At 68.6% G+C, this 25,467-nt stretch carries 28 protein-coding genes; 20 read left to right on the top strand and 8 right to left on the bottom strand.

The features are described 5' to 3' along the window. Positions 1-63 precede the first annotated feature (63 nt). From H8R02_RS06905 to H8R02_RS06915, 3 genes are all read left to right on the top strand, one after another. Positions 64-711: a glutathione S-transferase family protein gene (locus H8R02_RS06905; protein ID WP_187080652.1), complete on the top strand. Its 648-nt coding sequence runs from the start codon at positions 64-66 to the stop codon at positions 709-711. A gap of 75 nt (positions 712-786) precedes the next feature. Further along, positions 787-1,911, top strand: coding sequence for a hypothetical protein (locus tag H8R02_RS06910; RefSeq protein ID WP_187080653.1), 1,125 nt, complete (start codon positions 787-789; stop codon positions 1,909-1,911). A gap of 61 nt (positions 1,912-1,972) precedes the next feature. Beyond that, entirely contained in the window at positions 1,973-2,506 is a 534-nt protein-coding gene (locus H8R02_RS06915; protein ID WP_187080654.1) for a hypothetical protein, read from the top strand. 50 nt (positions 2,507-2,556) lie between these two features. Here H8R02_RS06915 and H8R02_RS06920 read toward each other — a convergent pair whose 3' ends face one another. After that, a complete protein-coding gene (locus tag H8R02_RS06920; RefSeq protein ID WP_187080655.1) occupies positions 2,557-3,909 on the bottom strand; it encodes a hypothetical protein in 1,353 nt (450 codons plus the stop codon). Between the two features lie 28 nt (positions 3,910-3,937). Between H8R02_RS06920 and H8R02_RS06925 the strand changes: the two genes are divergently transcribed. Beyond that, positions 3,938-4,720 carry a 2-keto-4-pentenoate hydratase gene (locus H8R02_RS06925; protein ID WP_187080656.1) on the top strand — a complete coding sequence of 261 codons (783 nt, stop codon included), beginning with the start codon at positions 3,938-3,940 and terminating at the stop codon, positions 4,718-4,720. Positions 4,721-4,724: 4 nt separating this feature from the next. Here the strand turns inward: H8R02_RS06925 and H8R02_RS06930 are convergent, their stop codons facing one another. Further along, the gene (locus tag H8R02_RS06930; protein WP_187080657.1) at positions 4,725-5,087 is read right to left on the bottom strand and encodes a putative signal transducing protein; all 363 of its coding nucleotides are present in this window, start codon (positions 5,085-5,087) and stop codon (positions 4,725-4,727) included. A 52-nt stretch (positions 5,088-5,139) separates the two neighbouring features. Between H8R02_RS06930 and H8R02_RS06935 the strand changes: the two genes are divergently transcribed. From H8R02_RS06935 to H8R02_RS06965, 7 genes are all read left to right on the top strand, one after another. Then, entirely contained in the window at positions 5,140-5,805 is a 666-nt protein-coding gene (locus tag H8R02_RS06935) for a transglutaminase-like domain-containing protein (protein ID WP_187080658.1), read from the top strand. Continuing rightward, positions 5,805-6,584, top strand: coding sequence for an alpha/beta fold hydrolase (locus H8R02_RS06940; RefSeq protein WP_187081099.1), 780 nt, complete (start codon positions 5,805-5,807; stop codon positions 6,582-6,584). The genes H8R02_RS06935 and H8R02_RS06940 overlap by 1 nt, the downstream gene beginning before the upstream one ends. A gap of 44 nt (positions 6,585-6,628) precedes the next feature. Beyond that, the gene (locus H8R02_RS06945) at positions 6,629-7,180 is read left to right on the top strand and encodes a hemerythrin domain-containing protein (protein ID WP_187080659.1); all 552 of its coding nucleotides are present in this window, start codon (positions 6,629-6,631) and stop codon (positions 7,178-7,180) included. Positions 7,181-7,237: 57 nt separating this feature from the next. After that, entirely contained in the window at positions 7,238-7,564 is a 327-nt protein-coding gene (locus H8R02_RS06950; protein WP_187080660.1) for a PilZ domain-containing protein, read from the top strand. 64 nt (positions 7,565-7,628) lie between these two features. After that, positions 7,629-8,258 (top strand): FHA domain-containing protein, encoded by a 630-nt coding sequence (locus H8R02_RS06955; protein ID WP_187080661.1) that lies wholly within the window; start codon positions 7,629-7,631, stop codon positions 8,256-8,258. Positions 8,259-8,262: 4 nt separating this feature from the next. Next, complete coding sequence (locus H8R02_RS06960) at positions 8,263-8,895, top strand: hypothetical protein (protein WP_187080662.1); 633 nt, start codon at positions 8,263-8,265, stop codon at positions 8,893-8,895. Between the two features lie 89 nt (positions 8,896-8,984). Next, positions 8,985-9,317, top strand: a complete 333-nt coding sequence (locus tag H8R02_RS06965; protein WP_187080663.1) for a hypothetical protein — start codon at positions 8,985-8,987, stop codon at positions 9,315-9,317. Here H8R02_RS06965 and thpR read toward each other — a convergent pair. Then, the gene (thpR, locus tag H8R02_RS06970; RefSeq protein WP_187080664.1) at positions 9,290-9,823 is read right to left on the bottom strand and encodes an RNA 2',3'-cyclic phosphodiesterase; all 534 of its coding nucleotides are present in this window, start codon (positions 9,821-9,823) and stop codon (positions 9,290-9,292) included. The genes H8R02_RS06965 and thpR overlap by 28 nt on opposite strands. Positions 9,824-9,851: 28 nt before the next feature. Between thpR and H8R02_RS06975 the strand changes: the two genes are divergently transcribed. The 3 genes from H8R02_RS06975 to H8R02_RS06985 are packed head-to-tail and all read left to right on the top strand — an operon-like array spanning position 9,852 to position 10,760. Then, a complete protein-coding gene (locus H8R02_RS06975) occupies positions 9,852-10,232 on the top strand; it encodes a hypothetical protein (protein ID WP_187080665.1) in 381 nt (126 codons plus the stop codon). Between the two features lie 10 nt (positions 10,233-10,242). Beyond that, positions 10,243-10,503 (top strand): DUF5985 family protein, encoded by a 261-nt coding sequence (locus H8R02_RS06980; protein ID WP_187080666.1) that lies wholly within the window; start codon positions 10,243-10,245, stop codon positions 10,501-10,503. Further along, on the top strand, positions 10,500-10,760 hold the full coding sequence (locus tag H8R02_RS06985) for a DUF5985 family protein (protein WP_255429219.1): 261 nt from the start codon (positions 10,500-10,502) through the stop codon (positions 10,758-10,760). Before H8R02_RS06980 ends, H8R02_RS06985 begins: the two co-directional genes overlap by 4 nt. 3 nt (positions 10,761-10,763) lie before the next feature. On the opposite strand, the gene H8R02_RS06990 is transcribed toward H8R02_RS06985, so the two are convergent. Both H8R02_RS06990 and H8R02_RS06995 read right to left on the bottom strand, forming a co-directional pair. Next, positions 10,764-11,396, bottom strand: coding sequence for a CDP-alcohol phosphatidyltransferase family protein (locus H8R02_RS06990; protein WP_187080667.1), 633 nt, complete (start codon positions 11,394-11,396; stop codon positions 10,764-10,766). Between the two features lie 82 nt (positions 11,397-11,478). After that, the gene (locus H8R02_RS06995) at positions 11,479-12,609 is read right to left on the bottom strand and encodes an ABC transporter substrate-binding protein (protein ID WP_187080668.1); all 1,131 of its coding nucleotides are present in this window, start codon (positions 12,607-12,609) and stop codon (positions 11,479-11,481) included. Positions 12,610-12,690: 81 nt separating this feature from the next. Between H8R02_RS06995 and H8R02_RS07000 the strand changes: the two genes are divergently transcribed. Together H8R02_RS07000 and H8R02_RS07005 are read left to right on the top strand one after the other, a co-directional pair. After that, positions 12,691-13,992 (top strand): MFS transporter, encoded by a 1,302-nt coding sequence (locus H8R02_RS07000; RefSeq protein ID WP_435531263.1) that lies wholly within the window; start codon positions 12,691-12,693, stop codon positions 13,990-13,992. Then, positions 13,989-16,712 carry a 7TM diverse intracellular signaling domain-containing protein gene (locus H8R02_RS07005; protein WP_187080669.1) on the top strand — a complete coding sequence of 908 codons (2,724 nt, stop codon included), beginning with the start codon at positions 13,989-13,991 and terminating at the stop codon, positions 16,710-16,712. The genes H8R02_RS07000 and H8R02_RS07005 overlap by 4 nt, the downstream gene beginning before the upstream one ends. A gap of 34 nt (positions 16,713-16,746) precedes the next feature. Here the strand turns inward: H8R02_RS07005 and H8R02_RS07010 are convergent, their stop codons facing one another. Then, a complete protein-coding gene (locus H8R02_RS07010) occupies positions 16,747-18,537 on the bottom strand; it encodes a hypothetical protein (RefSeq protein ID WP_187080670.1) in 1,791 nt (596 codons plus the stop codon). An 82-nt stretch (positions 18,538-18,619) separates the two neighbouring features. Next, a complete protein-coding gene (gene serB, locus H8R02_RS07015) occupies positions 18,620-19,348 on the bottom strand; it encodes a phosphoserine phosphatase SerB (RefSeq protein ID WP_187080671.1) in 729 nt (242 codons plus the stop codon). 63 nt (positions 19,349-19,411) lie between these two features. Between serB and H8R02_RS07020 the strand changes: the two genes are divergently transcribed. The 4 genes from H8R02_RS07020 to H8R02_RS07035 all read left to right on the top strand — a co-directional run bounded on the left by H8R02_RS07020 (position 19,412) and on the right by H8R02_RS07035 (position 21,799). Further along, positions 19,412-19,657, top strand: a complete 246-nt coding sequence (locus tag H8R02_RS07020) for an AbrB/MazE/SpoVT family DNA-binding domain-containing protein (RefSeq protein WP_187080672.1) — start codon at positions 19,412-19,414, stop codon at positions 19,655-19,657. Then, a complete protein-coding gene (locus H8R02_RS07025) occupies positions 19,650-20,084 on the top strand; it encodes a type II toxin-antitoxin system VapC family toxin (protein ID WP_222622390.1) in 435 nt (144 codons plus the stop codon). Before H8R02_RS07020 ends, H8R02_RS07025 begins: the two co-directional genes overlap by 8 nt. A gap of 73 nt (positions 20,085-20,157) precedes the next feature. Continuing rightward, positions 20,158-21,588 (top strand): carotenoid oxygenase family protein, encoded by a 1,431-nt coding sequence (locus tag H8R02_RS07030; RefSeq protein ID WP_187080673.1) that lies wholly within the window; start codon positions 20,158-20,160, stop codon positions 21,586-21,588. 28 nt (positions 21,589-21,616) lie between these two features. Then, positions 21,617-21,799, top strand: a complete 183-nt coding sequence (locus tag H8R02_RS07035) for a hypothetical protein (RefSeq protein WP_187080674.1) — start codon at positions 21,617-21,619, stop codon at positions 21,797-21,799. 162 nt (positions 21,800-21,961) lie between these two features. Here the strand turns inward: H8R02_RS07035 and mfd are convergent, their stop codons facing one another. Further along, positions 21,962-25,408, bottom strand: coding sequence for a transcription-repair coupling factor (gene mfd, locus H8R02_RS07040; RefSeq protein WP_187080675.1), 3,447 nt, complete (start codon positions 25,406-25,408; stop codon positions 21,962-21,964). Positions 25,409-25,467 lie beyond the last annotated feature (59 nt).

Consider the following 25,467-nt stretch of genomic DNA (forward strand, 5'->3'; position numbering starts at 1 on the left):
GGACAGCGAGCGGGCCGGCGCGATGGAACAATGCCGGTTTTCCAGCCAACGAGGACACCCGCCATGCTGAAACTCCACGGTTTCGCCATCAGCAACTACTACAACAAGGTCAAGCTCGCCCTGCTCGAAAAAGGCATCCCCTTCGAGGAGGTCTACTGCGCGACCAAGAGCACCGACGAGGCCGTGCTGGCCGTGTCGCCGCTGGCCAAGATCCCCTTCCTCACCACGGACGAAGGCGGCCTGTGTGAGAGCCAGGCCATCCTCGAATACATCGAGGCGAAGTACCCCGACAAACCGCTGCTGCCCAAGGACCCGATGCAGGCCGCCAAGGTGAGGGAGCTCGTCACCTTCCTCGACTGGCACCTGGAGATCACCGCGCGGCAGCTTTATGGCATGGCGTTCTTCGGTGCGCCGGCGCTGTCGGAGAGCAACCAGGCGCGCATCCGCAAGGACCTGGAGAAGGACATCGCGGGCTTCAAGCGCCTGGCGAAATTCTCCCCGTACGTGGCGGGCGACACGTTCACCCTGGCGGACTGCAGCGCGTTCGCCAACCTGCCGCTGGTGGCGATGACCACCAAGGCCGTCTACGGCGAAGACCTGCTCGCGGCGGGCGGGATCGACCACAAGGCGTACACGAAGTTCATCGGCGAGCGGCCTTCGGCGCAGAAGGTGGTGGCGGACCGCAAGGCGGCGACGGCAAAGGCGGGCTGAGCTGCCGGAACCGCAGCGCAACGCGTGCTACTCATTCGTGGGCTCGACATGGGCTCGCCAGAATGAAAGCAAGCGATGAGCTCGACCGGCAGAACCCCGGGTGTCACATTCCACGTTCCCGGCCAGGTCGGCGGCCAGGACCGCAAGGCCGCAGCACAGCCGAACCCCTTCCAGGCTGCCGACCCTCTGGCTCGACGCGCGTTGCACGTGCCAGAGCCGGAAGACGTCAATGAACCGGTGCAGACCATCAGCGAGTTCCTGGCCGACTGCGGGGAGCCGCCGACCATCAGCGAGTTCCTGCGCGGCTGCGCGTCCTCGGCCGAGGACGAGCCCGCGCTGCCACCACGAGTCGAGGTGCGCATGGGTTGGGGCGAGCCGTCCGCTCGCGACGACGATTCCGATTCGGACGGCGCCCCCGCCACGCGGACGCCGTGGTTGGACGTCAGCTACTACGACGCCAAGTCCGACATGCCCCTCGGCGGCGTGCTGTATGTGGACCTCGGCCCCGAACACTCCGACGTCGAGCCGTGGAGGCTGGGCCCTCCCAGCATGTTCGGCGGGGTGGCGTCGGCCCAGCAGTTCCGGCATGCGATGGAGGAGTTCGGGCACCGAGCGCCCGGCACCGGTGACGAAGCCCTGGTCAACCTTTGCGCCCTGTGCTGCAAGCAGGCCAACGTCAGGCTGCTTCCAACCAAAGGGGGCGACGCCTATACGAGGCTCGCGATGGACTTCATGCACATGGCGCCGCCAGCGTGCCAGGCGGTCCTGGGCGAGTTCCTGCTCGATTGGGCGGAGATGGCGATGGCCACGCGCGGGGGCAAACTCCAGTCGAATCAGTTGAAGTTCGCCGCCAATCTCCTCAGGGCGGTGGCACAAAACTCCTCGGACCCCGGCCAGCAGACCCGTGCAGCGGAGATGGCCGCCAAGGCGATCGTTCAGCTGGCGTCGTTGTCCCAGCCGAACGGGAGCGGGGGGGGGGGTGCCGGCGCTCGACGCCTTGTCCGCGATGATCCAGGGGCGCCACGACTGCAGTGCCGAAGAAGCGAAGTGCATCGTTGCCGCCCTGCCGAGGAAAAATGCCACGGCTCGCTACCTGCTCGGTGGCGTCCTCCTCGCGCCCTGGCGCCTTGGCGGCACCTGCGGCACCACGCAACTCGGCTGGGTGCATCTATGGAAGGAGGGTTGGCGCTACCTGCGTAATAGCGCTTGCCATGTCATGGAAGTTGCGGCGCTTCATGCGGTCGAGAGTGCGTCCGCCAGCGTGGAACAGTTCAAGGCGATTTGCACCGCAGGGCTCTCGGTGCAGTGGGAACCTCACAATCGCATCGTGCAACTCTGCGTGGATCGAGGCTTGGTCGACATCCTGTGCGACTGCGAAGGCGACGAACTCCAGGCGCGGTACGACTGGTGCGTGCAGCTTGGGCGGTGGGTCGGCTCCCGCATGTCCGTCGAGGCGATCAATCTATATTGGGCGGCAGCAGCCTTGGCGGATCACAGTCACCCCGAGGAGCTGCGCACGCAACGCCGAGAAGAGGTCGGCGCGCGCATCCTGCGCCTACTGGACCATGCCCTGCCGGGGGATCTCTGCGAGGATCACCTGGACAAGGTGGCCGTGCTGGCCTTCGCCGCGGGTGTGAAGGCGGAGCGCCTGATCGAGACCACCGCGTTGCGGCCGCGCGTGGACACGCTCGCCAAGGCATTCGTGGACCCAGCCATCGAGTGCACCCGCGTGACCTTGCTGCTGAGCGCGCTCGCGCAGCAGCGGACCTGCGTCGACGAGAAGCGCGTGCCGTGACGCGGCTGGGACAAGCTGGCCGTGCCGAAGGCAGCTGTCGGTGAAAGCGTTCAGCCGCTCGTACGTCCGGTGGCCATGCTGCTGGACGTCCTGGTGGCCCGACCCGCTCCCGGCATTTCAGGCGAGTCCTGAGCGCCCGCACCCGCGAGGTCGATCGCCCGTCGCAGCGCCGCCAGATGGGCGTCATCGCCCTCCACGGATCCCGGCGACCAATACAACGTGTGCGACAGCAGCCCCAGGCGCGCCTTGGTGCACACCGGTACATCCACCACGCCCGGCCCGAAGAGCGGCGCCAGCGGCCCGCCGATGGCGTCGCCGAACACGAGCGCGCGAGCCGGGAAGTACAGGTTGGTCCACCGCGTCGGCGCGAAGAGCGCCGCCTGGTGCAGCAGCGTGCGCCGCTCGCCGTCGGTGTAGGTGAATCGCAGCCCGCGTGGCGAAGCCTCCAGCGTCGGCGGGCAAGTGGGCAGCTCGCGCTGCTCGAAGCGCCTCTTGAGGTCTTCCGCATCGTTGGCCAGCAGCACCGGCGCATGCGCGAGCGGGCTGCCCAGCGTGACGAAGTCGCTCACGCACCAGCGGCTGCCGTTGTGCCGCAGCTCGTCGAAGCAGGCGTGCTGGCCCTTGCGGAATTCGTCGATGCTGAAGCGGCCATGCTCCGCATGTTCGGCCGCGAGGTTCTCCAGCGCCTCGGTCACCGTGAAATTCTTCGTGCCTTCCCCCGTGTCCTCGGTGTGCCATGCGCCCCACGCGTGCGAGAGGATGTCGTAGCCGATCACCGAGCCCAGGCTGTGGCCCACCACCACGATTCGGTCGTAGCCCTGCTTGTGCAGCGACTTGAGTACCTTGAAGCCCGCGCTGCGGATCGCGTGGCGGCGCTGCACGTTCCGCGGCGACACGTGCAGGTAGCGGGCGGCGTCGCCGACGATGTTGCGGATGACGGCATAGGCGGCCGGCAGCACGACGGCGTTCACGAGCACGGGTACCCACGGCGGCACTTGCGTTCGGTGCAGCGCGAACGCCAGTGCCGCGCCCACGCCGGCAAGGAGCAGCAGCCAGATCAGCACCCAGGCGCCGCGCAACTCCTTCGGCACGCGCGAGGGCTTGCGCCACAACAGCGTCGCGGCCCATGCGACCACGTGGCCCATCGTGGTGCCGTGCATCAGGTGCGCCCAGTAGAACTCGAAGAAGTCGGTGCGGTGGCCCGCGCGGTTCTCGCCGGTCGTGAGGCGCCGCAGCTCGAAGTCCTGCGAGAGCGTGTAGGGCTTGCTCCAGAACGCGCCCGCGTTGGCGCCGGGGCGCTGCACCTCGCGGTCGCGCGTCCACACCGCGTCCACGAACTCGCGCAGCGAGTCCATCGGCCGCTGCTCGCCGATGCCGTGGATCAACAGGACGGCCTGCCTCATTGCGCGGATTGTGGCTTAAGCTGCGGGGATGACCCCCGAAGAACTGCTGCGGCATTACGACGACGGCACCGAATGGCCGGGTGCGTGCGGCACCGATGTGCACACGGCCTACGAGCGCGCGCTGTCGGTGCGCGAGATGCGCATCGCGCGCGGCGAGAAGCCGCTGGGCTACAAGGTGGGTTTCACCAACCGCACCATCTGGCCGCGCTACGGCGTGTTCGCGCCGATCTGGGGGACGGTGTGGGACAGCACGGTGACGTTCTGCGAAGGCGAGGGCGCGTTGTCGCTCGCGCGCACGGCGCATCCGCGCATCGAGCCGGAGTGCGTGTTCGGCATGGCTCGCACGCCGCCGGCGCGGGCGTCGCTGGACGATCTCTTCGACAGCATCGAGTGGATCGCGCCGGGCTTCGAGATCGTGCAGTCGCACCAGGCGTGGAAGTTCGTCGCCGCGGACACGGTGGCCGACGGCGGCTTGCACGCGCGGCTGCTGGTGGGAAAGCGCATTGCGGTGCGCGAGGTGGCGGGCGGCGCGGCGTCGCTGGAAGCCAGGCTCGCCGCGGCGCGCGTGCGGTTGAAGTGCGGCAACGAGGTGAAGGACGAGGGTGCCGGCGCGAGCGTGCTCGATGGGCCGATGCACGCCCTGATGCATTTCCTCGAAGTGCTGCGCGACTACCCCGGGGCGACGGACCTGCAACCCGGCGATGTGGTCACCACGGGCACGTGGACCGATGCGTGGCCGGTGAAGGCAGGCGAGGCGTGGACCGGTGAGTTCGACGCGCCGCTTGCGCGGTTGAGCGTTCGTTTCTCGTGAGCCGTCAGGGCCGGCACAGCTCCACTTGGGGCGCAGTTGCAGGCGCCTGGACGAGCCCGGTCACATAGGCCGCAAAAGCCCCCAGCAGCAACCCCGCGAAGAAGTGCGGCCACCGCAGCGCGCCCTCTCTCGCAGACGTGGCGGGTTCTTCATGCACCTGCGCCGCGCTCCAGCGGTCGATCACCTTCTTCGCCAGGTCGTAATCGGCTTCATCCACCACCACGCGCACCAGCCCCGCCGCCGGCAACCCGCCGACTGCACCCTGCAGGTACTCCCCCTGCACCATGCCCGAGATACCTTCCTGCCGCAGCAGGTCCGCGATCATGTGGGCCTCGACGCCATGGGCTGCTTCGTAAACGGGTTTCATCGGTGTCTCCTGCGTAGCGGTACTGCGGCCTCGCGTCTGCTATGTTGCGGCCATGCAGAACCCGAGTCCAGAGCAATGTATCGCGCCCACGACGCTCGTGGACAGCGCGCACCCGGCCGTCGTGGAATTTGCCCGCGCCCATGCCGAAGGCGCCACGGACCGTGAAAAGGCCGTTTCGCTGTACTACGCCGTGCGCGACGGCTTCCGCTACGACCCCTACCGCGTCGACCTCACGCCCGACGGCATGCGCGCGAGCCGCGTGCTCGCGCTCGGCCACGGCTGGTGCGTGACCAAGGCGGCGCTGCTGGCGGCCGCCTGCCGCGCGCAAGGCATCCCGGCGCGCCTGGGTTTCGCGGACGTGCGCAACCACCTGTCCACCGAGCGCATGCGCCAGACCATGAAGACCGACGTGTTCACCTGGCACGGCTACGCGGACATCTGGCTGGCCGGCGCCTGGCGCAAGGCGACCCCCGCCTTCAACGTCGAGCTGTGCGACAAGTTCGGCCTGCTGCCGCTGGACTTCGACGGCGAGAACGACTCCATCTACCACCCGTTCGACCGCAGCGGCAACCGGCACATGGAATACCTCCTGCAGCGCGGCGCCTACGACGACGTGCCGCTGGCCGAGATGCGCGCCAATTTCGAGGCGACGTACCCCAACTGGAACATCGGCCTGGCGAAGGAAGACTTCGCCGCCGACGTGGAGCGCGAGACGTGATGCAGGTCGCCGGCGTCGACGTGCACGTCGAAGGCGAGGGCGCCGAGACGCTGGTGATGGTGCACGGCTGGCCGGACACCTACCGGCTGTGGGACTCGACGGTCGCCGCCCTGAAGGACCGCTACCGCTGCGTGCGCTTCACGCTGCCCGGCTACGACAACGGCAAGCCCGCTCGCAAGCCGACCCTCGACGAACTCGTCGCGACCTACGCCGCCGTCGTCGATGCCGCCAGCCCCGACGAGCCCGTCACGCTCGTCATCCACGACTGGGGCTGCGTCTTCGGCTACCAGTACGCCATGCGCCACCCGCAGCGCGTCAAGCGCATCGTCGCCGTCGACATCGGCGACACCAACAGCAAGGCTTTCCTCGCGTCGCTCCCGCTCAAGGCCAAGCTCGGCGTCGCCGGCTACCAGCTCTGGCTCGCGCTCGCATGGCTGCTGCGCGGCAACGTGGGCACCGCCATGACGCGCAACATGGCGCGCTGGCTGCGCAGCCCGAGCGACCCCGCGCCGATCACGTGGCAGATGGACTACCCGTACTGGATGGCCTGGACCGGCGGCCTCAAGCCCTCGGTGCGCGTGGCACCGGAGTGTCCCGTGCTTTACATCTACGGCGAGCGCAAGCCCTTCATGTTCCATTCGCCGCAGTGGCCCGATCGCGTCAAGGCCAACCCGGCCAGCAAGGTGGTGGGCCTTCGCACCGGCCACTGGGTGATGCTGCAGCAGCCCGACGCCTTCAATGGCGCGGTGCGGCAATGGCTGGACAACCCGAACGCTTGACCTGAGTCAAGACCGTGGGCCCTGGGTGTCCCTAGAGTGACGCCATGGCCTCCCAAGACGCTGCCGCCCGCCCCATCGACATCGACGCGCCGCTGCCCGCGTTCTCGCAGTGCCATGCCGGCATCCTGGAGACGCTCAAGGCCGCCGAGGACCTGCCCGCGCTGCTGGAAGCCGCGCACCGCGCGCGCTCCGTCACGCGCGAGCTGCTGGAGATGTTCGACCAGGTGGTCATCCCGCACCACGCCGACGAGGAGAACGAGCTGTTCCCGGCGGTGCTGCGCAGCGCCGAGCCCGGCCCCGAGCGCGAACGCATCCAGGGCATGGTGGCCCACCTCGTGCGCGAGCACCGCCAGGTGGAAAAGACCTGGAAGCGCATCGAGCCGTCCGTGCGTACGGCTGCCCGCGGCGGCGACATCTTCGTGGACAAGGACCTGCTGCGCGAGCTGGTGCAGGTGTACATGACGCACGCCCGCTACGAGGAGCAGGAGTTCCTGCCGCTGGCCGAGCGCATCCTCGCGCGCGACAGCAACCACATGGCCGCGCTGGGCATCGCCCTGCATTTGCGTCATGTGCGCATCCCTGTCGGTTACATCTGACACGAAAGCGCCGCGGCGTCCTACGAACCGTTGCAACGGCCCGGCTAGGCTGGGCCCATGCCAGTCGTAGAACCGCCGACCATCGCGATCCCGCTTCGGGTGCGCGACAAGCGCATCGCCGAACGCTTCGAGGCCGGCATGCCGGTGAAGGTGGAGGGCCGCGAGACCGTGACGCACGACCTGAGCACGCACGGCCTGTCCTTCGAGAGCGACCGGCCCTACGCGCCGGGCGACCGCGTCAAGGTGATCATCGACTTCATCATGGACGGCCACTCCTACCCGCTGCATTGCGACGCCATCGTGGCGCGGTGCCTGCGGCACGGCGAGGGCTTCCTGGTCGGCGCGAGCCTGAAGGTGCCGCTGGACGACGGGCGCGAGACATAGCTTCCTTGTAGGCCGGCCTGCGGGCCGTTACCATGGCCCTCGCAGCAGCCTTACGGAGGGGTCCATGCCGCAACTGATCGCGTCGGTGCAAGGCGTCGAAGTCAAGCACGTCCAGCTGTCGAAACCGCGGACCACGCTCGGGCGCAAGCCGGGCAACGACATCGTCCTGGACAACATGGTGGTCAGCGGCGAGCACTGCGTGTTCGAGCTCGAGGGCCTGGCCGACGTGTGGCTGCGCGACCTGGGCAGCACCAACGGCACGTACATCAACGACCACATGGCCAAGGCGCGCGTGCAGCTGCACGACGGCGACATCATCGCCATCGGGCCGTTCCGCATCCGCTACGTGCAGGAGAACGAGCGGCCCGAGAGCCAGTTCGGCGGCACCACCCAGTTCAGCGCATCCGACTTCGCGGTGCTGCAGCAGGCGGCGTTCCAGGTGATGTCCGGCACGTCCGCGGGGCTGACGGTGCCGGTGGTCAAGGCCGTGACCACGTTCGGGCGGCCGGGCGTGTGCGTGGTCTCGGTCTCGCACCGGCGCAACGGGTACTTCGTGTCGCACCTGGCCGGCGAGACCGTGCCGATGCTCAATGGCAAGGCGGTGGCCGACGAGCCCATGCCGCTGGCCGACAAGGACGTCCTGGACCTCGCGGGCACCAAGATGCTGTTCATGCTGGAGGAAATGCCACAATAGCCCGATGGGTTTGCTCAACAAGATCTTCGGCGGCAAGGAAAAGCATTCGGGGCCCCCGAGCCAGCCGGCGACCTCGCAGTTCCAGGAAAGCGAGCAGACCGAGCAGTACGGCAGCAAGAACGCGCCGCGGCGCGAGCTCGTGCAGGTGGTGCTGCGCGACACGATGCGCAAGCACGGCATCCCATCGGACTGGATCGAGATCCGCATCCTCACGGCGGTGAACCGCCGGCAGGTGACCGGCATGCACGTGCAGCTGATCGTCAAGCAGGGGCACGACGACCTGCTCACTTACGTCTACGCCTTCCAGGAAAGCTTCCAGCGCGAGATCGAGAAGTTCGAGCCGCGCGCGGAGGAGTGGCTCATGAGCATCGCGTGGCAGTTCCAGGGCAAGGGCACCGAAGGGCGCGTGATGCCCGAGCCCGCGACATGGACCGGCAACGCGGCGGCGGTGGCGGCCGCGCCGCCGGGCGTGATCGACAAGGACGCGCCCGAGGAGGAACTGCACGACGACGTGGAGGCGGACCTCAAGGCGCTCTTCGCCATCCGCGACGCGGTGCTCAACGAGAAGGACGGCGAGGAGCCGCGCGACTTCCAGCCCACGCAACCGGGCTTCCAGGACAGCGACAAGCCGCGCTGATCGCCTGACCCGTGCTCGCGGCAAGCGCGGGCATGGATGTGGGAATCCGCCTCCTTGCGAGGCGTACTGCCACATCCTAGCTTCGGGGTATGACCACCACCGTCCACAAGAACCTGGTCGTGCTGGCGCGCGTGCTCGAGCGCCTGGAGCGCAGCACGGTCGCCGTCGACCCCGAGCAGTACCGGGCCGTGGTGCAGCACCTGGCCGCCGAGCTGGAGGTCGCGCCGCGCGACATCGCGCTGGAAACCCTGCTCGATGCCTTCCCTGCCACCGCCGAGCTGTACGAGAACCTGCACTTCCGCCACGCCGGCCTTTGCCGCTCGCCGCTCGACGAGGCGCTGTCCGCGGAAGTAGACGCGCGCAGCGTCATCGACAAGGCCAGGCGCTGCGCCCCTCAGCAAAAGCCCGCGAGCGGCTCGTAGCCGCGGCCACCGGGCAGCGTGCGCACGAGGCGGTAGCCCTCGCGCGCGGGCCAGTCCACCTTCGTTGGCGACGGCGGCAGCTTCGCGCCGAACGCCTTGCGCGCGAAGGTGGCGTGCGGCCGGTAGGGGCGCTGCTCCACCGGCAGTTCCAGGCTCCGCAGTCTTTCGGCGAGGCGCGAATGCAACAGCGCCAGGCCGGGCGGGACCTCCGGTGCGGCGAGCACCGCGATGCCCCCGCGCCACACCTGCGGCTGCGACAACTCGAGTGTGAAAGGCTCGAACGGTACCGCGAGGTGGGAGCGCAGCTCATCCAGCCGCGATGCAGGCACGCCGCCGATGAAGTGCAGCGTGACGTGCAGCCGCTCGGCCCGCGTGCGGCTGGTGCCCGCGGGCCAGGACCACTGCGATCGTGCTTCTTCGAGCTGTGCAAGCACGGCTGCCGTGGGCCACAAGCCGAGGAAAATGCGCAGCTCGTCAGCCCCGGGAGGCTGTGTGTCGCGGTACATTTGCCGCAATGTATCTTGTGTGTGCGCGATGAAGGCCGATTTTCCGCCTGAGGTCCGCAGATTCATCCTGACGAGCGTGCCGTCGGTGCCCTTCATGGAGGCACTGCTGCTGCTGCGCAGCCGCTCACAGCCGAGCTGGAATGCACCGGACCTGGCCCACCGTCTTTACCTCCCCGAGCGGCAAGGGGCCGAGCTGCTCGACGCGTTGCGCGACGCGGGCATCGCCGTGGAGCGCGAGGGCAGCTCATTTGCGTACGGCCCGACGCCCGAGCTGGACGCACTGCTCGGCCACGTCGAAGAAGCGTATTCGACCAACCTGGTCGCGGTGACCGACCTGATCCACTCGCGTGTCGACAAGCGGGCCCAGCAGTTCGCCGACGCCTTCCGGCTGCGCAAGGACAACAATTGATGGGGACGACATGGCGGCATTGATCTATTCCCTGTGCGCTCTCACGAGCCTGGCCTGCAGCGTGCTGCTTTGGCGCGCCTGGCGCGGCGCGGGGCACCGGCTGCTGTTCTGGAGTGCGCTGTGCTTCGCGGGCCTCACGCTCAACAACGTGCTGTTGGTTCTCGACAAGGTCGTGTACCCGGTGGAGGTGGACTTGCTCACATGGCGGCTGTGCGCCGCGCTCATCGCCGTGCTGATGCTGCTGTTCGGCCTGGTCTGGGAGGACGAATGAGCCCCGTCGACCAGATGCTCACCGGCGCGATCGCGCTCGCGTCGTTCCTCGCGGGGCTGTTCTTCTTCCGCTTCTGGCGGCAGACGCGCGACACGTTCTTCCTCTACTTCGCGGCTTCCTTCGCCATCGAAGGGCTCAACCGCATCGTGCTGGGGCTCGTGGAGGTGCCGGACGAGAAGGCGCCGCTGTTCTACATCGTGCGGCTGGTGGCCTACGGCCTGATCCTCGTGGCCATCTGGCAGAAGAACCGGCGCTAGCCTTCAGAACTTCGGGATCCGCAGCGTCTTGCTGATCATCAGCGAGCCCGACAGCACGAACAGCAGCACCAGCGGGTGCAGGTCCCACGGGCCGAGCTCGAAGCTGCCGCCCCACAGCTCGGTGCCGATGTCGCCCTTCCACGCGGCGGACGCGAGGATCGCGGTGAGCACCACGCTGGTCGGGATGGGCGTGCCCTCGAAGTACTTCACCTTGTCGCCGCCTTCGGCCAGCTGCTCGGCCGTGACGTTGTAGCGCGCGAGCCGGCTCACGCCGCAGCACACGAAGTAGATGAGCGCCGCGGCGTCCCAGCCGCCCTGCATGCCGGCGGCGAACGCCAGCGCCGCGGGCGCGACGCCGAAGGAGATGACGTCGGAGAGCGAGTCGAGCTCGCGGCCGAGTGCGGAGTGCTGGTGGCGTGCGCGCGCGATGCGGCCGTCGAGCACGTCGAAGACGAAGGCCGCCGGTGCGAGCGCGGCCGCCGCGAAGAAGTGCGCGCGCGATTGCGTGGCCATGTAGAGCATGGCGAGCATCACGGCGCCAACGCCGCACGCGGCGTTGCCGAGGGTGAAGAAATCGGCGAGGTGGAAACCTCGCACCATCGAGAAGTGTCGCGGGCGCGGCGCGGTGCTTTGCATGTCGGTGACCTCTGCAGTCACCATAGGGCGCCGCGCGGCCGCGCTTCGTCGGCGCCCGGCACGCGCCCCTGTAGTCGCCTGCTTACTGGCGGATCTTGCCGGCGCCGCTGATGATGGACAGCTCGACGAACTTGGAACCGTTGCGCTGGTTGGGCTTGAAGCCCACCGCGTAGCCGCCCATGTCGAAGTTGTCGATGGAGTCGAGCGCGGCCACCATGCCCTCGCGCGAGGCCTTGCCGCCCTGGCGCCGTGCCGCCTCGGCGATCACCTTCGCGGCGATGTAGCCCTCGATCATCGAGTAGCTCACGGGCACGTCGAGGTTGCCGGCCTTCGTGACGAGCTCGTTGAACTCCTTGGTCAGGCGCGTGTTCACCTTGTACGGGCTGGGCGTCACCTGCGTGATGGCCACGCCCTGCATCTGCTCTTCCGACAGGCGCTTGGCCATCTGCTCGATGTCGGCGCCGGAATGCGTGAAGAGCTGCGCCGTGCCGCCGCCCGCCTTGTACTGCTCGATGAAGCCGGCCGCCGCGGCGCCGGTGGACACCATGATCACGGCCTGCGGCGCGGCCTTGATGACGGCGTCCACGGCGGGCGTGACGCGCGCCGTGCCGGCCGGGTAGGGGGCTTTCACGGCGATGGAGGCCTTGGCCTTCTTCGCGGCCTCGTCGGCGGCGGTGAGCAGCGCGGGCGCGCCGGGCCCGTCCTCGTAGAACAGCGCCAGCTTGGTGATGCCGATGGTGGCCAGGTGCTGCGTGAGCTTGTCGATCTCGTCCTTCAGGCCGGCGCGCACGTTGTACAGGTACGGCGTCTCGGGGCGGATCTCCGCGGTGCGGTAGCCGACGAGCGCGATCTTCTCCTGCGCGAGGATGCCGGAAGCGACGAGGTCCGCGATGTTCTTGCTGCCGAAATAGCCGGCCAGCACCGTGGGCTTTTCCTCCGCGATCATCGCCTTCGTGATCGACACCGTGTCCTCGGGGCGGCCGCCGTCGTCGCGGCGAACGAGCTTGAAGGTGTTGCCGCCGACACCGCCGGCCTTGTTGACCGAGTCGAAATACAGCTGCATGCCGGCCGCGTACGCGCGGCCCTGGCTGGCCTCGAGGCCCGACATGGGGCCGACCTGGCCCACCACCACCTGCGCGGCCCAAACGGCCGTGCCGCCGAACAGCGCGGCGGCGGCAAGGGCCGCCCGCGCGACGCCTGCGAACTTCTTCATTCCAAATCCTCCTGGGCTGACGCCGTGGATTGGAACATACGCGAGCGGGGGCGAAGGGGCGCTGTGGAAAGCACTTAGCGGATGGGTAACATCCGCGCTGCCGTGAAATCCAACCGCGCCGGCCCCGAAATGATCGAGTCGCCCTATGCATGGCTGCGCCTGGGCGTGTCGCTGCTGCTGATGACGATCGGCGGCTGCGGGATGTATTCCATCACGGTGGTGTTGCCGCGCATCCAGCAGGACTTCGGCGCGGCGCGCGGCGACGCGTCGCTGCCCTACACGTTCACGATGATCGGCTTCGGCATCGGCGGGGTGCTGATGGGCAGGCTGGCGGACCGCGCGGGCGTCATCTGGCCGGTGCTGGTGGGCAGCCTCGGTCTGGGCATCGGCTTCGTCGGCGCCGGGCTTGCGCCGCACCTGGCCGTGTTCGGGCTGTTCCACGGGGTCTTCATCGGGCTGCTCGGCACGAGCGCGACCTTCGCGCCGCTGGTGGCGGACACGTCGCAGTGGTTCGACCGGCGACGCGGTGTCGCGCTGGCCATCTGCATGAGCGGCAACTACGCGGCCGGCGCGCTGTGGCCGCCGGTGATGCAGTACTTCATCGAGGGGTACGGGTGGCGCGCGACGTACGTGGGGATCGGGGTGTTCTGCGTGGTGTCGATGCTGCCGCTGGCGCTCGTGCTTCGCAAGAGGCCGCCCGAAGCCGTGCCTGTGCCGGTGACGCCGGTGCACACCGGTGCGCCCGCCGTGCACGGCGCCGACTCACGGCCGCTCGGCCTGTCTCCGGCTGCGTTCACGGCGCTCCTGTGCGTGGCCGGCGTGTCGTGCTGCGTCGCGATGTCGATGCCGCAGGTGCACATCGTCGCCTACTGTGGTGACCTCGGCTTCGGCCCCGCGCGCGGCGCGGAGATGCTCTCGCTGATGCTGGCGATGGGCGTGCTCAGCCGCCTCGCATCGGGCTGGATCTCCGACCGCATCGGCGGGTTGCGCACGCTGCTGCTCGGCTCGGTGCTGCAGGGCGTGGCGCTCCTGATGTTCCTGCCCTTCAAGGGCCTCGTGTCGCTGTACCTCGTGTCGGCCATGTTCGGCCTGTTCCAGGGCGGCATCGTGCCGGCGTATGCGCTGATCGTGCGCGAGTATTTCCCGCCGGCCGAAGCCGGCGCGCGTGTCGGCACGGTGCTCATGGCGACGCTGCTCGGGATGGCACTGGGCGGCTGGATGTCGGGCGCGGTGTTCGATTGGACGGGCTCCTACCAGGCGGCTTTCGTCAACGGCATTGCGTGGAACCTGCTGAACCTCGCGGTGGTGGGCTTCCTGCTGCACCGCGCGACGCGGCTGCGCACGGCCGCTGCCGGGCAGCCCACGGTGCACGGGATTTCATGACGTTGCCGCAGCGCTTCGTGGCATTCGTGCTGGCCCTGCTGTGCGCCGCGGCGGGCGCGCAGCCCGCAGGGCCGGTCGCCTTGGGCACCGAACCGGGCTACGACCTCAACCGCGCCTTCACCTACCTCGAAGACCCCGAGCGCAAGCTCACGCTGGACGACGTGCTGCAGCCCGCGCGGCAAGCGCAGTTCCGCCCCGTGCCGGCGCGCGGGCCTGCCGCGAATTTCGGCCTCACCACTTCCGCCATCTGGCTGCGCGTGGACCTCGCCACCTTGCCGGGCGCGGACCCGCGCTGGTTCCTCGAGATCGCCTACCCGCCGCTGGACAAGGTGGACGTGTATTCGCCGGGCACGGCCGCCGGCTACATGCGGCAGGCCGGCGGCGACTCGCTGCCGTTCACCTCGCGTCCCATCCCGCACCGCAACCACATCTTCCAGCTGAACCTGCCGCCGGGCACCACCACGCCGCTGTACCTGCGCATCGAGTCCGAGGGCACCGTGTCCGCGCCCGCGAAGCTGTGGCGCTGGGAAGCGCTCAACGGGCACGACCAGGCTTCGTACGCGGCGCTCAGCCTCTACTTCGGCCTGGTGATCGGGCTGATGCTCTACAACCTGCTGCTTTTCAGCAGCGTGCGCGACATCGGCTACCTGATGTACGGCGGCTTCGCGGCGGCGATGGGCATCGGCCTGGCGGCGCTCACCGGGCTCGGCGCGCAGTTCCTCTGGCCCACGTGGGACTGGTGGAACGGCGTGTCGCCGCCCGCGGGCCTGTCGATGGCGGGCATCATGGGCTTCGCCTTCGCGCGCAACTTCCTCTCCAGCGCCGCGCGCATGCCCCGCCTGGACAAGCTGATGCTCGCGCAGATGGCCGGCTGGGTGCTGTGCCTCGTCGTCGCGCTCGCGCTGCCGTATCGCTATTCGTCGTACATGATCACCGTGCTGGCGGTGGTCGGCGTGGTGACGATGGCGGCCATCGCCTACGAGAGCATCCGCCGCGAGTTCGCGGGCGCGAAGCACTTCTTCACCGCGTGGGCCGTGCTGCTGGCAGGGGTGGTCACGCTCGCGCTGCACAACACGGGCGTGATCCCGTCGAACCCGGTCACGTCGAACGCGCTGCTGATCGGCTCCGGGCTGGAGATGGTGCTGCTGTCCTTCGCGCTGGCCGACCGCATCAACGTGGCGCGCCGCTTCAAGGAACAGGCGCAGGCGCGCATCGCCGCGGAGCACGCGATGGTGGAGGCGCTGAAGGAGTCGCAGGGGCGCCTGCGCACGGTGCTGGAGGAGCGCGAGATCATCCTCGAGAGCTCCATCGTCGGCATCGCCTTCCTCACGCCGGCCGGGCGCTTCCGCTGGGCCAACAAGGCGATGATGGACATCTTCGGCACCAGCGGCAAGAACGTGCACTCGATGGAGCCGTTCTACACCTCGCGCGAGGACTACCTGCGCGTGGGTGCGGCGGTGGCGCATGCGGTGGCGCGCGGCGAGATCTACGAGACCGAGCTGCAGATGCAGCGCGTGGACGGCTCGCGCATCTGGGTCTCGCTGTCCGGCAAGGCCGTCAGCCGGCTCGACCTGAGCCAGGGCACGGTGTGGGTGGTGATGAACATCACGCGCCGCAAGGAGCTGGAAGAGCAGCTTCAGAAGACATCGTCGGAGCGAGAGGCGATCCTGAACAACGCGGTGGTCGGCATCGTGCTTTCGGTGAACCGGCGCCACGAGTGGGTGAACGAGAAGTTCGCGCAGATGCTCGGCTACCCGCGGCAGATCCTGATCGGGCAGCCTTCCAACTACATCCATTCGAGCGAAGAGGCGTGGGAACAGTTCGGCGAGGTCGCGCGCGCCTCGCTCATCGCAACGAACTCCTACAACTGCGAGATGCAGCTCAAGCGCCGCAGCGGCGAGCTGTTCTGGGTGGAGATGGGCGGCAGCTGCGTGCGGCCCAACGACCCCGACTCGGGCGTCATCTGGACTTTCCTCGACATCACCGAACGCAAGAAGTCCGAGGCGGACATCCGCGAGGCGCTGGAGCAGCAGAAGGCGCTCAACGAGCTGCGCTCACGCTTCGTGGCGATGACCAGCCACGAATTCCGCACGCCGCTGGCGGCCATCCTGTCGGCCGAGGAGCTGCTGCGGCACTACGGCGACCGCCTGCCGCAGCAGGAGCGGCTGGAGGTGCTGGGCAGCATCGCCGACGGCGTGCAGCGCATGTCGCGCATGATGGACCGCGTGCTGCTGCTCGGAAAGGCCGATGCGCAGATGCTGGAGTACGAGCCGAAGCGGCTGGACCTGCCCGCGCTGTGCCGCCAGCTCGTCGACGAAGCGCGCGCGCAGCACCCCGAGGGCCAGTGCAACGTGACGCTGCACTGGGGGCCCGGCGTGGGCGAGGGCAGCTACGACGAGAAGCTGCTGCGGCACATCTTCGGCAACCTGCTGTCGAATGCGATCAAGTATTCGCCGGGCGGGGGCGAGGTTCGGTTCGAGGTGTCGCTCGAAGACGGGCAGACGGTGTTCCGCGTGCGCGATGAAGGCATCGGCATCCCCGCGGACGAAGTGCCGCACCTCTTCGAGTCGTTCCACCGCGCGAGCAACGTCGGCAACATCCCCGGCACGGGGCTGGGGCTGGCGATCGTGAAGAACGCGGTGGAGATGCACCGCGGGAGCATCGAGGTGGAAAGTGCCGTGGGGCGGGGGACGGAGTTCATCGTGCGACTGCCCGGGTGAGCTCGACGCGCATGAGCGCCGGGCAGGCGCGCGGCTACGGGCGCTCGGGCACGTGGATGCGCACCGGGGCGTCGCCGGGCGCCAGGTTCGCCGTGACCAGATGGAGCCCTGAAGCCAGTGCGGGCTCTTGCGCCAGGAGCGCGCCCGTCATCCTGGCATTGCGCGCTGCCAGCGTACGCAACTGCGGAGGCAGTTCCGCCAGCAGTTCCGCCAGCCGGTCGGCGAACACCCGGTGGCTGCTGCCGGCAAAGTCAAGCACGTTGTGATGCGTCGCGCCCATGCGGCATTCGTTGCGCAGCACGGCGTCCAGGCAGAGCCGCACAGTCTCCAGCACCGGCCGGGGTTGGAGCAATTCGCTGCGAAGAGCGCAAGCGTCCTCTTCGATGGCGTACGCCGCCATGTTGAAAGCATCGCCACGCGGCAAGTCCACAGCGTAGCGCTTGGCCAGGAACCACTGGCCGGCGGCTGCCAGCCCGGCGGGAATCTCCGCCCCGAAGAAAGCGCCGGCTTCCTGCTGCGGGAAACAGCGCACGACGAGCCGGGCCACCTCGAGCTGCAGCTCGTGGGCCAGGTACGTGCCTGCTTGCCGCTGCAGCGTGGCGAGCAGGCGGGACTTCTGCGCACGCGACAGGAACGTCGCACTCTCGGCGAGCTCCTCGACCACCGGCTGCGCCGGCCCCAGCTCGGGGTGGGCAAGTGCCGCCAGGCACTCATCGACCCGCGAGCAAGGCTCCAGCATTCGAGTGAGGCGGGTGGTGGCGGCTTGCGTGCCCGGCGGCAGGTCGTATTGCGCCAATCGCGCCAGCAGCTCGCGCAGGGCATCGCGCTGGCGCGGCGCCAGCTCGTCGAAGTGGTCCGTCAGCAGGTTGGCGAATGCCGCGGCTTCCGGGGTGCACGCGAGCCTGGGGGTCATCAGCACGGCACCACAGGCGTCGAAGGCAGCCCGCGGCCAGGGCGAGCGGCCCCGGCATGCATCGGCGAGCGCGGCCGGCAGGTCGGCCAAAGTGGCCTGCCGGGTCTCGGGCGTGCCCTGTTCGATGACGCGGAATGCCACGTTGCAGGCGGCCTGCAGGTCCTGCGGGCCGGCGATGCGCACGACGCTCGTGGCAAGGCGCAGGCGCTTGTCTTCCAGGGGGTTCCCGGCGTTCACCAGCGCGCATACACGCTCGGAAGGCAGGCCGACGCGCATTCTTGCAAGCACGAACGATGGCGTCGCCCGCTGCACCGGTCCGGACGAGTCCGCGGCCGGCAAATGCAGGTCGCCAACGGCCATCGCGCCCAGCACCGCCATGTGCGCCAGGCCTTCGCGGTCCGGGTGGCCTTCGGGCGTTGCGCTGGACGCGGCGGCCCAGTGGCGGAAGACGTCGATGGCATCGCCCCGATGGTGCTTGACCAGCTTGACCGCAAGGGCGCGTGCGACTGCGGAAGACGGCACCCGCGGCGTATGCGACGTGAGCATGGCCATCAACCGGTCGCGCGACGTGCTGGGCATCTTGTTGTAGTTCTTGCGCAGCACCTCCAGGATCGCGTGGCCGGCCGCCGAGCGCAGCACCGTCGGGTGCAGGGCGCGAGCGACGAGCGTGTCCGCGAGCTGGAACGACCAGTCGTTCTGTTGAAGCTCGCGCGCCCGCCCGGGGAAGGCCCAGAGGCACGCGTCCAGCGCGTTGGGGTCACGGTCGACCTGCGCGAGGGCGGCGTCGAGTTCGCCGATCAGCGAGCTCCACCCGGGGTTGTCCTCGGGCGAGACCGGCGCGAGTGCGGCGGCCAGATGCGCTGCACTGGCGCGTCGGACGCTGGCGGCGGTGTTCGGGCTGAAGGGTTGCATGGCGGGCAGGGGGTGGAGGAGCCCGCATTGTCGGGACGGCCTGCCTGCCTGCCGGCCAGACTGAAGTCTGCGGTCCGGGCTGCTAGGGCCGCACGACCTCGAGCAGCCGGTCCAGCCCGCCCGAGTTGATCGCCACCATCGCCTGCTCGCGCACTTTCGGCTTGGCGTGGTATGCCACCGACAGCCCCGCCTCTCCCATCATCGGCAGGTCGTTCGCGCCGTCGCCCACCGCGATGGCCTGCTTCGGCGGGATGCCCAGCTTCGCGCAGGTCTCGAGCAGCATCTTGCGTTTTTCGGCGCCGTCGCAGATGTCGCCCCATTCCTGGTCGACCATGCGGCCGGTGAGCTCGCCGCAATTGACGCCGGACTTGATCTCCAGCACGTTCGAGCGCGTGTAGTCGATGCCGAGGCGGTCGCGGATGCGGTCGGTGAAGAAGGTGAAGCCGCCCGAGACCAGCAGCACCTTCATGCCGGCGGCCTTGCACGCCTTCACGAGCGTTTCGGCGCCGGGGTTGAGCTGCAGGCGCTCGGTGTAGACCTGCTCCATGTCCGCCACGGTCACGCCGCGCAGCAGCGCCACGCGCTTGCGCAGGCTCTCCTTGTAGTCGGCGATCTCGCCGCGCATCGCGGCCTCGGTGATGGCCGCCACTTCCTCCTTGCGGCCCGCGGCGTCGGCGATCTCGTCCACGCACTCGATGTTGATCAGCGTGGAGTCCATGTCGAACGCGATGAGCTTGAAATCGGACAGATCGAGGGGCGGGGTGAAGCCCTGGATGACGAGGCCGGGGGCGTATTCTGTGACGTGGCTCATGGCCTGATTGTCTCAGGTATTACCGCGCTAGAATCCAGTAAGACTTCCACTCGGAGCACAGCCGTGTCGACCCAACTGACAGTGAAGGGGCAGGTGACCATCCCCAAGCGCATCCGCGACGAGCTGGGGCTCGCGCCCGGCACGTCTGTCGACTTCGCCGTGAACCGCGAAGGGGACGTCGTGCTGCACAAGGTGGCGCCGGCGCGCGGGAAGTCGCGCAAGGCGCCTGCCGATCGCTTCGAAGCAGCGCGCGGCAAGGCCGATGTGAAATGGCGCACGCAGGACCTCATGGCGCTCCTGCGTGGCTGAGCGCCCGCGGCTCGCGGCCGGCGGCACGGTGCTGGTCGACACGAACGTCCTGGTCGACGTATTCGAGAACGACCCGGACTGGGCCGAGTGGTCCCTGGCGCAGTTGCGTGCCCAGGCCCAGGTCCACCGCCTCGTGATCAACCCCGTCATCTACTCCGAACTTTCGCTCGCGTTCAGCATGGTCGAAGTCCTCGACGACGTGCTGGCCGCCCTGGAACTGCCCGTCGAGCAGATCTCCCGGCCGGCGCTGTTCCTGGCCGGCAAGGCTTTCCTCAAATATCGCCGCCAGGGCGGCAACAAGGTGAACGTCCTGGCCGACTTCTTCATCGGTGCGCAGGCCGCGGTGGAGGGCTGGGCCGTGCTGACGCGGGACGTGCGGCGCTACGAGAGCTACTTCCCCACGGTGAGGCTCGTCGCGCCTGATTGACGGCAAGGCGGGTGCATCCGATGATGGCCGCCGCCCGTATAGACGGCATCCCATCACGAGGAAGGGGCGCGACATGACCGCGATCACACCCAGCGAAACCCGAGCCGTCGCCGCACCGGGCCGCCTGCGCGGCTACCACAGCGGCGCGCGCGAGATCGACGAAGCGTCGGTGGAGGTGCGCGGCGAGTTGCCTGGCTGGCTGCGCGGCGGGTTGCTGCTCAACGGGCCGGCGCTGTGGGACCTCCCCGAGGGCGGCTACAAGCACTGGTTCGACGGGCTGGCGATGATGCATCGCGTGAGCATCGATGCCAACGGCGTGCGCTACCGCAGCCGCTTCCAGCAGACGGCGGACTACCGGGCGAGCGTTGCGGCCCGCAAGCCGGCGCTGCCCGGCTTCGCCACGCCGGACCCGCTGGGCTTCTTCGGCCGCATCGGCAAGGAGCGCATCACGGACAACACCGCCGTGGCCATGGCGCGCATCGGCGGGCAATGGGTGGCGCAGACGGAGACGCCGTTCGTGACGGCCTTCGACCCCGTGACGCTGGAGACGCAGGGCCATGTGAACTTCACCGACAAGGAGAAGCTGCACCTGATGTCCGCGCACGGCATCAACGACGCCGACGGCAACTACTGGAACGTCGGCGTGGAGCTCGGGCCGAAGTGCACGTACAAGGTGTTCCGCGTGCGGCCCGGCAGCCTGCAGCGCGAGGTGGTGGGCCGCTGGACCGTGCCGAAGTCCGGCTACCTGCACGCACTGGCGCTCACGCCCACGCACGTGCTGGTGTGGGAGACCGCGCTGCGCGCGCAGCCGCTGAAATTCATCTTCACCGGCAACTCCTACATCGACAATTTCACGTGGACGCCCGAAGCCGGCTCGCGCATCGTGGCCGTGTCGCGGGCGGACGGCAGCATCCGCAGCTGGGATGTGCCGCCGATGGTGGCCTTTCACGCCGTGCAGGCCTATGACGACGGCACGGACATCGTGCTGGAGCTGTGCAACACCGAGCCGTCGATCTTCGGCATGCTCACGCTCGAGCGGCTGCGGGGCGGCAAGCCATTGGACGTCGTCGCGTCGATCGCGCGCTACCGGCTGCAGGCGGGCAAGGGGAGCGCCGAGCCGGAGGTGTTCGTGCCCGACGTCGACCTGCCCATGGTGCACGGCGCTTACTGGACCAACAAGCGCGCGCGGTATGCGTGGCTGGCCGGCGCCGACCCGCAGCGCCGCAACCCGTCGCTGGACCGCACCGTGAAAGTGGACCTCGACGCGAAGCAGGTGTGCGGCACCTACCAGCGGCCGAATGCCGCGCAGCTGGAGCCGCTGTTCGTCGACTGGCCGGGCTCGACCGAGGAGGAGGACGGTGTGCTGCTCGTGCCGACCCTCGCGGACGACGACACCGGCTCCGTGGTTGCGGTGGTGGACCCGGCTTCGATGCAGGCGAGGGCGACGCTGCACCTGCCGCAGGTGGTGCCGTTCGGCTTCCACGCGGCGTGGGACGCGGCTTGAAGCGGGCGGCGCTGCTGCTTCTCCTCGCGTGCGGTATCGCCGCCGCCGCGCAGGCGCCCGGATATTCATCGAAGTCGAACCCGGCCGGTTCGAGATCGTCGCTGCCACGCGCGACGTTTCTGAACTGAAGGGTCTGTTCGGCAAGCGCAAGCGCGTCTCGATCGCGGCCATGAACGCCGCAATAGCGGCGCGCGGCTCGTCGGCGCGGTGATCGGCCTCGACACCAACGTTCTCGCGCGCTACATCGCGCAGGACGACCCGAAGCAATCGCCCAAGGCGAACAAGCTGATCGATTCGCTGTCGGTCGATGAGCCTGGGTTCGTTTCCACTGTCGCCCTGGTCGACGGAACACTGCGTCGCGCGCTCCAGGCTCCTAGGCCGGCTCCGCAACCTTCGGCGTCCCCAGCGACCGCAGCACGTCCCGCACCATCTGCGCCCGGTCCTTGACCTCGACGAGCGACTTCTCGATGCGCAACTTGTCGTTGCCGGCCAGCTTGATGTGCTTGTTCTTCTGCACCAGCTGGATGATGGCCAGCGGCTCCACCGGCGGGTTATGATTGAAGGCGATGTTGATCACCGTCGGCGCGGCGTCGACCTTCACCACGCCATAGGGACGCGCCAGCACGCGCAGCCGGTGCACGTCGATCAGCGTCTGCGCCTGCGGCGGCAGCTTGCCGAAGCGGTCGACGATCTCCTCGAGCAAGCGGTCGATCTGGTCCTCGTTCTTCGCGGTCGCAAGCTTCTTGTAGAACGACAGGCGCAGGTGCACGTCGCCGCAATAGTCGTCGGGGAGCAGGGCGGGCGCATGCAGGTTGATCTCGGTCGTGACCGACAGCGGCGCCAGCAGGTCCGGCTCCTTGCCGGCCTTGAGCGACTTCACCGCTTCGGACAGCATCTCGTTGTAAAGCTGGAAGCCGACCTCCAGCATGTTGCCGCTCTGGTTCTCGCCGAGCACCTCGCCCGCGCCGCGGATCTCGAGGTCGTGCATCGCGAGGTAGAAGCCGGAGCCGAGCTCCTCCATCTGCTGGATCGCTTCGAGGCGCTGCGCGGCCTGTTTGGTCAGGCCCTCGACGTCGGGGACCATGAGGTAGGCATACGCCTGGTGGTGCGAGCGGCCGACGCGCCCGCGCAGCTGGTGCAGCTGCGCCAGCCCGAACTTGTCGGCGCGCGCGATCACGATGGTGTTGGCCGTCGGCACGTCGATGCCGGTCTCGATGATCGTGGAGCACAGCAGCACGTTGAAGCGCTGCGCCACGAAGTCGCGCATGACATGCTCCAGCTGCCGCTCGGGCATCTGGCCGTGCGCGACGGCGATGCGCGCCTCGGGCAGCAGCTGCTCCAGCGACTGCCTGCGGTTCTCGATGGTCTCCACCTCGTTGTGCAGGAAGTAGACCTGGCCGCCGCGCTTGAGCTCGCGCAGCACGGCCTCGCGGATCACGCCGCTGCCTTCATTGCGGACGAACGTCTTGATCGCCAGGCGCCGCTGCGGCGCGGTGGCAATGACGGAGAGGTCGCGCAGGCCTTCGAGCGCCATGCCCAGCGTGCGCGGGATCGGCGTCGCCGTGAGCGTGAGCACGTCGACTTCCGCGCGCATCGCCTTGATCGCTTCCTTGTGGCGCACGCCGAAGCGGTGCTCCTCGTCGATGATCAAGAGGCCCAGGTTCTTGAACTTCGTGGACTGGGACAGCAGCTTGTGCGTGCCGACCACGATGTCGATGCTGCCGTCCTCCAGACCCTTCAGCGCGGCGTTGATCTCCTTGGTGGAGCGGAAGCGGCTCATCTCCGCCACCTTCACCGGCCACTTGGAGAAGCGGTCCACCAGCGTCTGGTAATGCTGCTCCGCCAGCAGCGTGGTCGGCGCGAGGAAAGCCACCTGCTTGCCGCCGGTGACCGCGATGAACGCCGCGCGCAGCGCCACCTCGGTCTTGCCGAAGCCCACGTCGCCGCACACGAGGCGGTCCATCGGGTGCGGCGACACCATGTCCTGGATGACAGCGTGGATGGCCGCGTTCTGGTCCGGCGTCTCCTCGAAGCCGAAGTCGTTGGCGAACTGCTCGTAGTCCTGCGGCGTGAAGCGGAAGGCGTGGCCTTGCCGCGCGGCGCGGCGCGCGTACAGGTTCAACAACTCGGCCGCGGTGTCGCGCACCTGCTCGGCCGCCTTGCGCTTGGCCTTCTCCCACTGGCCCGAACCCAGCTTGTGCAGCGGCGCCTCGTCCGCGCCCACGCCGGTGTAGCGGCTGATCAAATGCAGCTGGCTCACCGGCACGTACAGCGTCGCCTTGTCGGCGTACTGCAGGTGCAGGAACTCGGTGTTGCCCTGGCCGAGGTCGAGGTTCACGAGGCCCTGGTAGCGGCCGATTCCGTGCGCGGCATGCACGACGGGGTCGCCGATGTTCAGCTCCGACAGGTCCTTGATCAGCGCATCGACGTCGCTGACCTGCTCCTGCTTCTTGCGCCGGCGCGTGGTGGGCGTGGCGGCGAAGAGCTCGGTCTCGGTGATGAAGTCGATCGCCTGCTCGACCCAGCTGAAGCCGGTGGCCAGCGGCGCGCTCGCGATGCCGATCTTTTCTTCGGACGCCTGGAACTCGGTGAGCGTGTCGAACGAAGGGGGCGCCAGGTGGCTCGCGCGCAGGAAGTCCAGCAGGCTCTCGCGCCGGCCTTCGCTTTCGGCGAGCAGCAGCAACCGGTGCTGCGTGTTCGCGGCGTACTGCTTCAGGCGCGCGAGCGGGTCTTCCGCGCCGCGCACCACCGACACGTCGTCGAGCTTGGCGAACCACGGGTTGTGGTCCACGTCCTCCACGCCCGCGCGCAACGCGAGCTGCGCGTGCGAGTTCGCGCGCGTGTAGAACTGCTCGGCGGAGAGGAAGAGCGCATCGGGCGGCAGCACGGGCCGCTCGGGGTCGCCCTGCACGAGGCGGTAGCGGTCCTTCGTGTCCTGCCAGAAGCGCTGGAACGCGGGCTCCAGGTCGCCGTGCAACACCACGGTCGCGTCTTCGCCGAAGTAGTCGAACACCGTGGCCGGCTCTTCGAAGAACAGCGGCAGGTAGTACTCGATGCCCGCCGTGGCCACGCCGTTGCCCATGTCCTTGTAGATGCGGCTCTTGGTCGGGTCGCCCTCCAGCAGCTCGCGCCAGCGGCTGCGGAACTTGGCGCGCGCGTCGTCGTCCATCGGGAACTCGCGGCCGGGCAGGAGGCGAACCTCGGGCACCGGAAACAGGCTGCGCTGCGAGTCGGGGTCGAAGGTGCGGATCGAATCGACCTCATCGTCGAACAGGTCCACGCGGTAGGGCACCGTCGAGCCCATCGGGTACAGGTCGATGAGGCCGCCGCGCACCGCGTACTCACCGGGGCTGACCACTTGCGTGACGTGGTTGTAGCCGGCGAGCGTCAGCTGGGCCTTCAGCCGCGCCTCGTCGAGCTTTTGCCGCACCGCAAAGTGGAAGGTGTAGCGCGCGAGGAAACTCGGCGGTGCGACGCGGTAGAGCGCGGTGGTGGCAGGGACCACCACGACATCGGCTTCACGCTGCAGGATGCGCCACAGTGTCGCGAGGCGTTCGCTGATGAGGTCCTGGTGCGGCGAAAACTGGTCGTACGGCAGCGTTTCCCAGTCGGGGAAGAGCGCGCAGCGCAAGTCGGGCGCGAAAAATGCAATCTCTTCGAGCAGCCGCTGCGCGTCCGTGGCGTCGGCCGCGATGATGGCCGTCAACTTCTTCTGCTGCTTGTCGCGCTCGCCGAGGCGCGAAAGCAACAGCGCGTCGGCTGAACCCACGGGGCGGGGCAGGGTAAAGCGTTTGCCGGGGGAAAGCTTGGGGAGTTCCATGAAAATGCAAACACCCCTCGGCCAACTGGCGGGGGGTGTGCAGCGATTCTAGAATGGCT

Source organism: Ramlibacter albus (assembly GCF_014297445.1).
Lineage (GTDB): Bacteria > Pseudomonadota > Gammaproteobacteria > Burkholderiales > Burkholderiaceae_C > Ramlibacter > Ramlibacter albus.